This window comes from Paenibacillus sp. sptzw28 (assembly GCF_019550795.1).
Taxonomy (GTDB): Bacteria; Bacillota; Bacilli; order Paenibacillales; family Paenibacillaceae; genus Paenibacillus_Z.
This window is the reverse complement of the sequence record NZ_CP080545.1, coordinates 4843214-4855491: the sequence shown is the minus strand read 5'-3', so window position 1 is coordinate 4855491 and position 12278 is coordinate 4843214. Positions and strand designations below refer to the sequence as shown.

Sequence of the window (12278 nt, the reverse complement as noted above, 5' to 3'; positions counted from 1 at the left end):
GCTAATTTCGCCTGCATGAAGCCTGTTTGTTACGAAATGATAAATTTAATAATTACCGCAACGGCAAAAATGACGGTCATAAAGCCGAAGAAACCGGCAAAGCCCATTGCGACATCCCCGAAGTCGTCACGCGGTTCCTCGTTAATATGCTCCCGCGGATCTCTAACATTTTCCATAGTTTAACTTCCTCCTCGAAACGACGAATGCTCCTCCTAGTATACCCAAATTCCAGAATAATTGTAAAGCTGTCGTTCGTGACAATTGTGAGGCGGCTTCACTGAAGCGCTGCCGATATGAAAGGAATACTGACGCTCGGCTGTGCGGCTATGCTACAATAGAAGTTGAACAAATGGCCGGGAGGAGTACCGATGGAAGAGGAACCAAGAGTCGTTGAAGGGGCTGAGCAGCGTCTGGCGGCGGAGAGAATCCGCAGCAAATTGGCGCTTTTGCCGGACCAGTCGGGCTGCTATTTAATGAAAAACGGCGACGGCACGATTATTTACGTCGGCAAAGCGAAGGTGTTGAAAAACCGCGTCCGCTCCTATTTTAACGGCAGCCACGACGGCAAGACCCAGAAGCTCGTCTCGGAAATACGCGATTTTGAATATATCGTCACTTCCAGCAATATGGAAGCTCTTATTCTGGAATGCAATCTCATCAAGCAGCATCATCCGCGTTATAATGTGCTGTTGAAGGACGATAAATCATTTCCTTATATTAAAATTACAAACGAGAAGCACCCGAAGCTGGAGGTAACCCGCCGTATCGTGAAGGATAAAGGGAAATATTTCGGTCCTTATCCGAACGCATATGCCGCCCAGCAAACAAAGAAACTGCTCGACCGTTTGTACCCGCTGCGCAAATGCAACACGCTGCCGGATAAAGTATGCCTGTATTACCACCTCGGTCAATGCGTGGCACCCTGCGAATATGAGATAGCCCCGGGGACATACGAGGCGATGGTACAGGAAATAACCCGATTCCTGAACGGCGGCCACGATGAGGTGAAAAAGACGCTGCAGGGAAAAATGGCCGCAGCGGCGGAAGGACTGGAGTTTGAGCGCGCTAAAGAATTCCGCGATCAGATCATGGCCATAGACGCCATTATGGAGAAGCAGAAAATTACGCTCTCCGACGAGATGGACCGTGACGTATTCGGATTTGCGACGGACAAAGGCTGGATGTGCGTACAAATTATGTACATGCGCCAAGGCAAATTAATCGAACGGCACGCTACCACCTTTCCGTTCTATGGAGACGAGTATGACGATTTCATGACCTTTGTTACGCAATATTACAGTGATAACCCGGCGCTCCCGAAGGAAATACTGCTGCCCGCGCCGGTGCAAGAGGAATCGGACGCCGCTGCAGCCGACGGCGTGCCGCATACGGATGAAGTCGCAGCCGGCTCTGCCGCCGATGAGGTTCGGGTGTCATTGCAGAAGTGGCTGAAGGTGAAAGTGTTCATGCCGCAGCGCGGCCGCAAGCGCGACGTGGTCGCTATGGCCGTTAACAACGCCAAGGTCACGCTAAGTGAGAAATTCCAGCTCATTGAGCGCGATGAGGTCCGGACCGTCAAAGCGTCGGAAGGTCTCGCCGAGGCGCTTGGTCTGCCGGAGATCCGCCGCATAGAGGCGTTTGATAACTCGAACATTCAAGGCACCGACCCTGTCTCGGCGATGATTGTTTTTACTGACGGCAAGCCGGATAAGAAAGAGTACCGGAAATACAAGGTTCGGACTGTGAAGGGGCCGGATGATTACGAAACGATGCGGGAGGTCGTCCGGCGCCGTTACGAAAGAGTGCTTAAGGAAGGGCTGCAGCTGCCGGATCTGATTGTGGTCGACGGGGGTAAAGGTCAAATATCCGCAGCGCTCGACGTATTGGAGAATGAGCTCGGCTTATTCGTACCGGTATGCGGCCTGGTGAAGGATGCCAAGCATAAGACAGCGCAGTTAATGATTGGGGATCCCCCTGAAATCGTACCGTTAACACGGGACAGCCAGGAATTTTATCTGCTGCAGCGGATCCAGGATGAAGTTCACCGATTTGCTATTTCTTTCCACCGCGAACAGCGCGGCAAATCCATGGTTGCCTCGCGGCTGGATGCCATTCCGGGCATAGGGGAGAAACGCCGAAAGCTGCTTCTGAAGCATTTTGGCTCCATTAAGAAAATCAAAGAGGCCGGAATTGAAGATTTCCGGCCCCTGTCGATCGGCGAGAAGCTCGCCTCGCAAATTATCGAAGCGTTGAGGGAGGAACCGTGAGAAGCGGTTTCTCCCTTTTGTATTTTAGATGTTTGGCCGAGTTGATATTGTGCGAAGCGCTTTGCTCCGCAATGCTTCACAGTACCACTCAGCTTCGCAGAGTTAGTGCCCGTTTGGGGGTTCTCTTATCAAACCACCGAATCGACCATGCGATCGGAATGGGAAGAATGATATATATAATTCCTGTCAGTATATTGACGGCGGTGCCCATGAACATAAGCGAGATCGCCATCATGATGCTGTCGAAGACCGCATGGGCGAACAGGACTGTTATAAAACCGTAACGGACGAACATGAAACTGAAGGCAAGACCGATAATCGTCAGTTCGAATAAGCGGGTCGTAGACGGGAAGATCGGGTAAGTGACGTGGCCGAGTGCCCATATGATCGTCGGAATGAGCGCTGCGACGAACGTATTTTTAAACCACTTCTTAAGCAGTCCGATTCCGAACAACCGGTATACGGCTTCTTCCGAAATCGCGGCACACCAGGCCATCATCGGAAATATCCAGGGTGCGGCCAGATTATAGGGGGACTGGGTGACATCCGTCGTCGACCAGGCGCCTGTTACATTGAGCAGAACGATGAAAATTACCGTTTGCAGGCCAAGCAATATTAAGGCGAATAAGTAACCGAGCCACATGCTGCGCCATACATATTCCCCGTAGCCGGCTTCGCCAAATCGCGGCCATAAACGGCGGCCCATCGAATTCCACAATGCGTCTCCGCCGACAAGGGAGAAGTATGCCGCAGCTGCCATTACTACCGTTACGATGCTGGTAATGGCTACAGTTACTACAGCATAAGAAACAGCGTTCGGATTCTCACCCGCTGCAGCCAGAATTCCGTCCGTCATGCTAATGTTGTTGGCGAGGTATACGAACAGAAAAACCAAACTCAGCACGATTCCGCGTTTGAATGACGAGTGCTTCCTGTACAACGATGCATAAATGATGGCGAGCACGAAGAGAACGAACGACAAGAGCAAGCTTCCGAGCAGCGAGAGAAATGATGCCAGCTTTGTTTGCTGCTCCACATAAGTGGAGTAGCCTGAAGGGACGATAAATTTCGGTTCATATTTGGCAATTATTAGGCCTCCGCCCGGAAGCTTCTCGCTCCGCACCTCCAGAACAAGCCGCGCGTCTGCGATCATATGATCCGCTACATCGAGGCGGACCTCACCGGTACTCGGGTTTGTGTTCGAGATTTTCAGAGAGCGGGCTTGAAATCCCTGCGACACCGCGAATTTTAACGCTGCATCATCCTGCTCCGTTGGACCCGGAACAGACGAATCTGACGCATTATACCGATTCCAGCCGACGACCGTACCCTTCTGCATATGAACATAAATGAAAATCAGACTTCCGTCGGGCATTTTCGTATTCACCTGAAAGGTGTCGGTGGGGAAAGCGGCGTCCCACTCTTTATCATATTCGTTAAGAAGCTTTTCTTTGGACAAATAACCGTAAAGCAGGCTGTCAGATTGATGGACCGCATGCGCTTCGACCGGCTTTTGCTTGAACTGGCGCTCTGCAAAATCCGCTGCCGCGCGCTCGGCTTCGCTTTTCGCGATTACTTTCTCGCTGCCGGTTCCGAAGAATGCCTCGGAGGTGGACGGGAGAACCTGAACAAGTAAATATAAAATAATTCCTGCAAGTGCTAGCCACGAAAAAATTTTCCAATTGGGCTGTATCTGATATTGGTTCATCGGTGCACCTCTGCAAATGGTATTGAGCAAATAAACCGCATACATCTACCATATCATAGTTCTCCCGAAATTATCCATGCGATTCCGTTCATTTTCGTTTTACGGACGAGGTAATGGGACAAGAAAGCCAGTAACCGGCCGATTTCAACGGAACTGGCGTTATTTTTGCCGGAATTCGGTTTGTTTTCTGCAAAACCGTCGTTTGGTGTTTCCCTGCTTTAGTTTTATAATGTGAATCAATTGAATAAAAAGCCGAATTTCTAAAAGAAAACGGGGGAACCATATCGTTGTCGGAGCGACTGGCATTTTGCAGTTTCGTAAACCCGGCAGCACGGGGTGAATTTCAACGGGCAACGCGCGCTTTGGTGCCGCTGCCCTAAGAATAGGGCCGCCTGTCCGGGCCCGAATCCGTCAGCTAACCTCGTAGGCTTAGTGGAACAGGACTCATCGCAATAGCATTGGGGATCCAGTGCTTTTTTTTGTGCGCTGAGACTGCATGGAGGGGTGGATTAGGTTTACATGAAATCGCTGTTTAACATTTCCAAATGGTCGCCGCCCCGCATTCTCGTCACCGGCTTTGCGCTTATCATCCTGACCGGCGCTTTGCTGCTCTCGATGCCGTTCGCGTCGCAAACAGGAACGAGGCTTCGATTTGTCGATGCGTTGTTTACGGCGACATCGGCAACCTGTGTCACAGGGCTGGTCGTTGTAGATACGGGAAGCTACTTTTCGATCGCCGGCCAACTGATTATTATGACACTTATTCAAATCGGCGGACTCGGGTTCATGACCATGGCGACATTATTTGCGATTGTGATCCGCAAGCGGATCTCGCTGCGGGAAAGACTCATTCTTCAGGAAGCTATGAATCAGACAAGCATGGAAGGTATAGTCCGGCTGATTCGAAAGGTTATTTTCTATTCTCTCGCCATCGAATTGATCGGCGCGACGCTATTCTCGATCAGGTGGTCTTTTGATATGCCGCTCGGCCAGGCGATTTATTTCGGCGTTTTTCACGCCGTGTCATTATTCAACAACGCCGGCTTCGATTTGTTCGGTCGATTCGGTGTTCCGTTTGTCAGTCTCACGGGATACGTCAGCGATCCCGTCATCAATATTACAGCTATGCTGCTAATCATCCTGGGCGGACTCGGGTTCATCGTCATGTCGGATTTAATGGAATTCCGTAAAAATAAACGGTTATCGCTGCATTCCAAAGTGGTGCTTTCCATGACTGCGGCTCTCATTGCGGTCGGCACCATCGTGATTTTCATATTTGAATTTTCCAACAAGGATACGCTTGGTCAGTTGAATCTTGGCGGTAAGGTGCTCGCTGCTTTCTTCCAATCCGTCACGCCGCGCACGGCCGGCGCCAATACGCTTGACATTCCATCGCTGAGACAAGCAACCCAATTTTTCACTATTATCCTCATGTTCATCGGCGCATCCCCCGGATCGACAGGAGGCGGAATTAAAACAACGACGTTTACAACGCTTATCGGGGCGGTTATAGCCATGATAAGAGGAAAAGAGGATATCGTCCTGTTCAATTTCCGGCTGGCGCGGGAACGCATTTTCAAAGCGCTGACGATTACGCTGCTTTCACTTGCGCTTGTCGTTCTCGTTACCATGGTCCTGTCAACGACCGAAGATAAAGCATTTATCAAAATTTTGTTCGAAACCACCTCAGCTTTCGGCACCGTCGGACTAACGCTCGGCATTACGCCGGAGCTGTCGGCAATCGGCAAAATCATTATCAGTCTTACGATGTTCTGCGGACGGCTTGGACCGCTGACGCTTGCGTATGCGCTTGGACCGCGCGCGGAGAAAGAATTGTACAGGCACCCGGAAGGCAAAATAATTATCGGATAGGGGAAAGTGAAGCAGGATGAAGAGGAGTCAATTCGTCATTATCGGGCTTGGACGATTCGGTTCGAGCTTGGCAAGAGAGTTAATTCAGCTTGATTACGAGGTGCTCGGCATCGATAAAGACGAGGAAGCCGTTCAAGATATGAGCCAGGTGCTGACTCACGCCGTCGTTGCGGAATCAACAGACGAGGAAGTGCTTCGTTCGCTCGGAGTCCGCAATTTCGATTGCGGTGTCGTTGCTATTGGCGACGATATTCAAGCGAGCATATTGACTGCGATTATTTTGAAGGATCTCGGCGTGAAGAAGGTCGTGGCCAAAGCGATGAGCGAGCTTCACGGGCGCGTGCTGGAGAAAATCGGAGTCGATCGTGTCGTCTACCCGGAACGGGATATGGGTATCCGGGTGGCGCATCAGCTCGTTTCGCCGAACCTTCTCGATTATATCGAGCTGTCGAAGGAGTATACGATCGCGGAGCTGGCGGTGCCGAAATGCCTGAACGGCGTCTCGCTGCAGGATTTGAATCCGCGTGCCCGGTTCGGCTGCAGCATCGTGGCGATCAATAAGCCCAAAGGAATCATAATCGCTCCTTCGGCAACCGACGTGCTGGCTGAGAAGGACGTTATGGTCGTCATCGGGACGAATAATCAAATCGAACAATTCGAGGAGTCGGTCACCCGCTAAGTTCGCGGAGACCGGCTTTTTCTGGGAAACGGGCGTGACTAGCGGATGGAAACACCTACCACAGAGCTGATACAGCATTTGTTTTTATTGCTGCTGGTAATCGTCGCGGCCGGAATGGTCGCGGGGATGATCGCCTCGCGGCTGAAGCTGCCGGATGTGGCGCTGTTTATTATTGCCGGTATGGTTATCGGCCAGGGACTTCACTGGATTAATGTGGCCAGCAGTTCGCTGACGAACCAGTTGATACTGGTGGCGGGATCTTCGATCATTCTGTTTGACGGAGGGCGCAACATCCGGCTCCGCGGACTGAAGCAGGTCGGATGGACGGTTGGGCTGCTGAGCGTCCCGGGGGTTCTGATTACGGTCGGTATTGTAGGCGCTGCAGTCCACTGGTTGTTCGGGATAGGTTTGTTGTATGCGCTCCTTGCGGCGGCGGTCATCGCTTCGACGGATCCGGCGTCCATTATTCCGGTATTCAGGCAGGTCACCATACGCGAGCGTGTGCGGGAGACCGTCGAGAGCGAATCGGCTTTTAATGATGCCACGGGCTCAATAATAACGTTCGCGCTCCTTGCAGCAGCGACAGGCAAATCGTCGATTGATGCGGGCGCGGTTACGCTGGACTTTTTGATAACGGCATTTGGGGGAATCGGGGTCGGCCTTATCGTTGGATTTGCCGTCGTTTATCTGGTTGCGCACACCCGGATCGGTGTGCTTCGCGACTATACGACCATCGCCATGATCGGCACTGCCTTGGGTGCTTACCTGGTCGGCGATATGCTGCATGTCAGCGGATTTATGGCCACGTTCGTAGCCGGCTTGATTTGGGGGAATTCGCAAAATTTCGGCCTTCATATGGTTGGCAAAAATGATGAAATGACGCATTTCTCCGATAATATAACCGTCATTATGCGTATGCTTATCTTCATACTCCTCGGGAGTCAGGTCAACTTCGTGCTTCTGGCCGACTATTGGTGGCAGAGCTTGATCGCGGTTATCGTACTGATGGCGATTGCCCGGCCCGCGACGGTATTTGCTTCCGCGCTGCCGGACCTTAAATCCCGGTGGTCGCTCAAGGAGATGACATTTATGATCTGGGTCCGCGAAACCGGCGTCATTCCGGCGGCATTGTCGGGGATGCTGGCCGGAATGGGAGTGAAGCATGCCGACATCATTGCTTCGGTAACGTTTATGGCGATAATGCTGACGATTCTCCTGCAAGCAAGCACCACGGCCTGGATGGCCCGCAAACTCGGGATGGATTTAGAAGCGGATAATGGCAAACAATAAGGACAGGCGCACATTAAGGCGGCTGTCCTGTGCTCGTTTGAAAGGGCTTCAGTAAAAGCAGTTCACACCAAATTTATACCCGCTTGTACAGGGCGGCGATTTCGTCGATCCAAAGACGGACGGCCGGGCTCAGACTCTCCGCTTCGGCATGAATAAGCGATGTCGTCCGCTTCGTCTCGTCAAGCTCGCGAATGGGAACCACGATGAGATCATTGTCGTCGAGCAGCTGCGGGCGCAGGTACGATTTTGGCAGTAACGTACCGGCCCGGCACGTATGGAGCAGCCGTAAAATCGCTTCGAACGAATCGATTTCCATTCGTACATCGGGAAGAAGGCGGTATTTTTCAAACAGCTCGTCAGTCAGTATCCGGTACCAGGTTCCTTTGGAGAACAAGATCATCGGCAGACCGTTCAAATCGCCGATGACAGGGGCTCCTTTATCCATAACAAAATGGTTCCGGGGCAATACGAGGACGAGATGATCGCCAAACAACGGCACGCAGTGCAGCGAAGGGTCGTCGATAAGAGAAGCGACGATGCCGAGATCGGCCTTACGTTCCCGTACGAGCGTTACGATCTCATGAGTTTTGCCGGTTATCGCTTTAATATCCAAATCCGGACTGCGTTCCGTCAGCGCTTGAATCAGATCCGGAAGCGTCGTCTGCAGAGTGGTCAGACTCGCTCCGATCGTAAGCGTGGACCGGCCGGCCGTCTTGTATTCGGCTACCATCTTCAAATATCGCAAATGCTGCTGTCTCACCTCGACGGCGTAATCGTAGGTAAGCTGGCCGATTCGCGTCAATTCCAGACGTTTTCCGATGCGGCGGAACAGCTCCACTCCCAGATCCTGCTCAAGTTTCGCTATTTTTCGCGATAAAGCCGGCTGTGACAAATTTAAAGCGACGGAGGCCTTATTCATGCTTGACTGCTCTACAACAATGGCGAATACGTTCAACTCTTCGAGCATTTTTTGTTTAACCTCCGATTACATATGCAAATTTGTTATAACTATTAATGAATAATAAGCAATTCCATTATAAGCGGAAAAGGAGTATCATGTGAAGTGTGGCCAAAGTGTGTCATGCTTATGTTGACGCGTGATAGGGCCAGCGTTACAATGGAGAATGATTTTGGCGAAATTTGACGAAGCAATCCCACAGTTTTGAAAGGAGAACGCACAAGTTATGAAAGGAAATTCCTATTTATCGCGTAAGATCCACTCCCTGCTCGGAGTGATTCCGCTCAGCTTGTTCATCGTTGAGCATGGTCTCACAAACTACTCAGCATACGAGGGTGGTCCTCAGGGGTTCAAGGATAGCGTCCAATTTTTGAACAGTCTTCCGCTCGTCTTTTTCCTGGAGCTGTTCGGCATTTGGCTGCCGCTGCTGTTTCATGGCGTATACGGCCTTTATATCGCGTACCAATCCAACTCGAATACAGGGCGATTCCAATACGGCCGCAACTGGGCGTTCACACTTCAGCGGATTTCGGGTGTCATTACCTTTATCTTCGTCTTCTGGCATCTATACCAGACTCGCTTTCAGGTTATGATCGGACACGTAACGCATGAAGAGCTTGGCGGGGTAATGAACGGGATCGCCAACAACGGGTTATTCTTCGTTCTTTATGTAATCGGTGTTATTGCAGCGGTGTTCCACTTCAGCAACGGCATGTGGTCGTTTCTTGTCAGCTGGGGCATTACAGTCGGCCCGCGTGCGCAGCGTATCTCCTCCTATATTTGGATGGTAGTATTCGTGATCGTAACGGCGCTGTTCCTGATGTCGCTTGTGGCGTTCCGCGGCGATGAGTTTAGAGAAGCGGCATCGGCTGCAGTGCAAGCGGCAAATCTCGTATAAGCTTTAGGACAAGGAGCGAATCGATAATGGCTAAAAATAAAGTAATTGTTGTCGGCGGCGGCCTTGCCGGGCTGATGGCTACAATTAAAGCGGCGGAAGCGGGCGTTCACGTCGATCTGTTCTCGCTTGTGCCGGTCAAACGGTCCCACTCCGTGTGCGCCCAGGGCGGCATCAACGGAGCTGTAAATACGAAGGGCGAAGGGGACTCCACTTGGGAGCACTTTGACGATACGGTATACGGCGGCGACTTCCTCGCGAACCAACCGCCGGTTAAGGCGATGTGCGATGCCGCGCCGGGAATCATTCACTTGATGGACCGGATGGGTGTTATGTTTAACAGAACTCCGGAAGGTCTGCTTGATTTCCGGCGTTTCGGGGGTACACAGTATCACCGTACCGCTTTCGCGGGTGCAACGACGGGGCAGCAGCTGCTGTACGCCCTGGACGAGCAGGTACGGCGCTGGGAGACGGCGGGCCTTGTCACGAAGTATGAGCATTGGGAGTTTCTTGGAGCGGTACTTGACGACGACGGCGCGTGCCGCGGTGTTTCCGCTCAGGACCTTCGCACGATGGAAGTTCATACCGTCTCGGCAGACGCGGTAATTCTGGCGTCCGGCGGTCCGGGAATTATTTTCGGCAAAACGACGAACTCCGTCATTAATACAGGTACGGCTGCAAGCGCGGTTTATCAACAAGGCGTTCATTATGCCAACGGCGAGTTTATCCAAATCCATCCGACGGCGATTCCAGGCGACGACAAGCTTCGCCTCATGTCGGAATCGGCGCGCGGAGAAGGCGGTCGAATCTGGACCTACAAGGATGGTAAGCCTTGGTATTTCCTTGAAGAGAAATATCCGGCATACGGAAACCTGGTTCCTCGTGACATTGCGACCCGTGAGATTTTCCATGTCTGCGTAGATGAGAAGCTCGGAATCAACGGCGAGAATATGGTCTATCTCGACCTGTCGCATAAAGATCCGAAGGAGCTCGACGTCAAGCTGGGCGGAATCATCGAGATTTACGAGAAATTCATGGGCGACGATCCGCGTAAAATTCCGATGAAAATCTTCCCTGCCGTGCACTATTCGATGGGCGGCATGTGGGTCGATTTCAACCAAATGACCAATATTCCCGGCTTGTTCGCTTGCGGGGAGTGCGAATATCAATATCACGGCGCGAACCGTTTGGGAGCGAATTCCCTGCTGTCCGCTATTTACGGCGGCATGATTACAGGGCCGAAAGCGGTCGAATATATCAAGGGCTTGAAGAAATCGGCCGAAGACATTTCCTCGTCCGTTTTCGAACGGGAGCAGAAACGCCAAACCGACAAATACGAAAGCATCCTCAAGATGAATGGTACCGAGAATGCTTATGTGCTTCATAAAGAGCTTGGCGAGTGGATGACCAATAACATGACGGTCGTACGCTTCAATAAGAAGCTGGAAGAGACGATCGCGAAGATAAAGGAACTGAAGCAGCGTTACCGCAGCATTAATATTAACGATACGGCACGCTGGAACAATGCGGGCGTTGCGTTTACCCGCCAGCTGTGGAACATGCTTGAACTGTCCGAAGCGATGACGCTGGGGGCGCTTCTGCGCAACGAAAGCCGCGGCGCACATTATAAGCCGGAATTTCCGGAACGTAACGATGACGCTTTCCTCAAGACGACGAAGGCTGCATGGACCCCGGAAGGCCCTCAGATTTCGTACGAGGCTGTTGATGTATCTCTGATTAAACCGCGTAAACGCGACTACTCGAAGGAAAAATAGAAAGGAGATTAACGATGGCGGAAACGGCAGTGGCAGCAAAAACGGTAAAACTGATCATTACGCGTCAAGACTCGCCCGAAACGCGTCCATACACGGAAGAGTTCGAAATCCCGTATCGGCCGAACATGAACGTAATCGGCGCGCTGATGGAAATTCAGCGTAACCCGAAGAAGCAGGACGGTCAGGGAACGGCTCCGGTATGTTGGGAATCCAACTGCCTTGAAGAGGTGTGCGGCGCTTGTTCGATGGTCATTAACGGCAAGCCGCGTCAGGCATGCAGCGCTCTCATCGACAAGCTGGAACAGCCGATCCGGCTGGCGCCGATGAGCACCTTCCCGGTTGTGCGTGATCTGGTCATTGACCGCGAGCGTATGTTCCACGCGCTTAAGCGTGTCAAAGCCTGGATACCGATCGACGGAACGTATGATTTGGGTCCTGGGCCAAGGATGGCCGAAACAAAGCGCCAATGGGCATACGAGCTGTCCAAGTGCATGACCTGCGGCGTCTGTCTGGAAGCTTGTCCGAATGTAAACGACCGTACCAGCTTTATCGGTCCCGCGGCGATCTCGCAAGTCCGTCTGTTCAATGCTCACCCGACGGGCGAGATGAACAAGGAAGAACGTCTGGAGACATTAATGGACGACGGCGGCATCGAGGGCTGCGGCAACTCGCAGAACTGTGTTCGCTCTTGTCCGAAAGGGATCCCTCTTACGACCTCCATTGCAGCGATCAACAAGGATACAACCAAACAATTGTTCAAGAAATGGCTCGGCATGTAACTGCCGGTCTTTACCTGGAAAAACACGCGACGGCTTCGGCCTGCGCGTGTTTTTT

General features: G+C 52.0%; 10 protein-coding genes and 1 riboswitch. Of the genes, 7 read left to right on the top strand and 3 right to left on the bottom strand.

Annotated features, from left to right (window positions below):
• Nucleotides 1-29: 29 nt before the first annotated feature.
• A complete protein-coding gene (locus KZ483_RS22205) occupies nucleotides 30-176 on the bottom strand; it encodes a YqzM family protein (RefSeq protein WP_220349698.1) in 147 nt (48 codons plus the stop codon).
• Between the two features lie 192 nt (nucleotides 177-368).
• Between KZ483_RS22205 and uvrC the strand changes: the two genes are divergently transcribed.
• The gene (gene uvrC, locus KZ483_RS22200) at nucleotides 369-2267 is read left to right on the top strand and encodes an excinuclease ABC subunit UvrC (RefSeq protein WP_220349697.1); all 1899 of its coding nucleotides are present in this window, start codon (nucleotides 369-371) and stop codon (nucleotides 2265-2267) included.
• An 88-nt stretch (nucleotides 2268-2355) separates the two neighbouring features.
• Here the strand turns inward: uvrC and KZ483_RS22195 are convergent, their stop codons facing one another.
• Nucleotides 2356-3975 (bottom strand): CPBP family intramembrane glutamic endopeptidase, encoded by a 1620-nt coding sequence (locus tag KZ483_RS22195; protein WP_220349696.1) that lies wholly within the window; start codon nucleotides 3973-3975, stop codon nucleotides 2356-2358.
• 240 nt (nucleotides 3976-4215) lie between these two features.
• Nucleotides 4216-4420: riboswitch (cyclic di-AMP (ydaO/yuaA leader) on the top strand.
• Between the two features lie 74 nt (nucleotides 4421-4494).
• Here KZ483_RS22195 and KZ483_RS22190 point away from each other — a divergent pair.
• Genes KZ483_RS22190 through KZ483_RS22180 form a run of 3 tightly spaced genes read left to right on the top strand, consistent with a single transcriptional unit; the run spans nucleotide 4495 to nucleotide 7816 of the window.
• Nucleotides 4495-5847, top strand: coding sequence for a TrkH family potassium uptake protein (locus KZ483_RS22190; RefSeq protein ID WP_220349695.1), 1353 nt, complete (start codon nucleotides 4495-4497; stop codon nucleotides 5845-5847).
• A 16-nt stretch (nucleotides 5848-5863) separates the two neighbouring features.
• On the top strand, nucleotides 5864-6526 hold the full coding sequence (locus KZ483_RS22185) for a potassium channel family protein (protein ID WP_220349694.1): 663 nt from the start codon (nucleotides 5864-5866) through the stop codon (nucleotides 6524-6526).
• Nucleotides 6527-6571: 45 nt separating this feature from the next.
• Nucleotides 6572-7816 (top strand): cation:proton antiporter, encoded by a 1245-nt coding sequence (locus KZ483_RS22180; protein WP_220349693.1) that lies wholly within the window; start codon nucleotides 6572-6574, stop codon nucleotides 7814-7816.
• Between the two features lie 73 nt (nucleotides 7817-7889).
• Here the strand turns inward: KZ483_RS22180 and KZ483_RS22175 are convergent, their stop codons facing one another.
• Nucleotides 7890-8783 carry a LysR family transcriptional regulator gene (locus tag KZ483_RS22175; RefSeq protein ID WP_220349692.1) on the bottom strand — a complete coding sequence of 298 codons (894 nt, stop codon included), beginning with the start codon at nucleotides 8781-8783 and terminating at the stop codon, nucleotides 7890-7892.
• Between the two features lie 217 nt (nucleotides 8784-9000).
• On the opposite strand from KZ483_RS22175, the gene KZ483_RS22170 reads away from it, so the two are divergent.
• Genes KZ483_RS22170 through sdhB form a run of 3 tightly spaced genes read left to right on the top strand, consistent with a single transcriptional unit; the run spans nucleotide 9001 to nucleotide 12223 of the window.
• Entirely contained in the window at nucleotides 9001-9672 is a 672-nt protein-coding gene (locus KZ483_RS22170; RefSeq protein ID WP_220349691.1) for a succinate dehydrogenase cytochrome b558 subunit, read from the top strand.
• Between the two features lie 26 nt (nucleotides 9673-9698).
• Nucleotides 9699-11444 (top strand): succinate dehydrogenase flavoprotein subunit, encoded by a 1746-nt coding sequence (gene sdhA, locus KZ483_RS22165; RefSeq protein WP_220349690.1) that lies wholly within the window; start codon nucleotides 9699-9701, stop codon nucleotides 11442-11444.
• Between the two features lie 14 nt (nucleotides 11445-11458).
• Entirely contained in the window at nucleotides 11459-12223 is a 765-nt protein-coding gene (gene sdhB, locus KZ483_RS22160; protein ID WP_220349689.1) for a succinate dehydrogenase iron-sulfur subunit, read from the top strand.
• The last annotated feature ends 55 nt before the right edge of the window (nucleotides 12224-12278 follow it).

Excerpts from the sequence above, each read along its gene's own strand:
- KZ483_RS22205 (WP_220349698.1), bottom strand. The coding sequence starts at position 176 with ATGGAAAATGTTAGAGATCCGCGGGAGCATATTAACGAGGAACCGCGT.
- uvrC (WP_220349697.1), top strand. The coding sequence starts at position 369 with ATGGAAGAGGAACCAAGAGTCGTTGAAGGGGCTGAGCAGCGTCTGGCG.
- KZ483_RS22195 (WP_220349696.1), bottom strand. The coding sequence starts at position 3,975 with ATGAACCAATATCAGATACAGCCCAATTGGAAAATTTTTTCGTGGCTA.
- KZ483_RS22190 (WP_220349695.1), top strand. The coding sequence starts at position 4,495 with ATGAAATCGCTGTTTAACATTTCCAAATGGTCGCCGCCCCGCATTCTC.
- KZ483_RS22185 (WP_220349694.1), top strand. The coding sequence starts at position 5,864 with ATGAAGAGGAGTCAATTCGTCATTATCGGGCTTGGACGATTCGGTTCG.
- KZ483_RS22180 (WP_220349693.1), top strand. The coding sequence starts at position 6,572 with ATGGAAACACCTACCACAGAGCTGATACAGCATTTGTTTTTATTGCTG.
- KZ483_RS22175 (WP_220349692.1), bottom strand. The coding sequence starts at position 8,783 with ATGCTCGAAGAGTTGAACGTATTCGCCATTGTTGTAGAGCAGTCAAGC.
- KZ483_RS22170 (WP_220349691.1), top strand. The coding sequence starts at position 9,001 with ATGAAAGGAAATTCCTATTTATCGCGTAAGATCCACTCCCTGCTCGGA.
- sdhA (WP_220349690.1), top strand. The coding sequence starts at position 9,699 with ATGGCTAAAAATAAAGTAATTGTTGTCGGCGGCGGCCTTGCCGGGCTG.
- sdhB (WP_220349689.1), top strand. The coding sequence starts at position 11,459 with ATGGCGGAAACGGCAGTGGCAGCAAAAACGGTAAAACTGATCATTACG.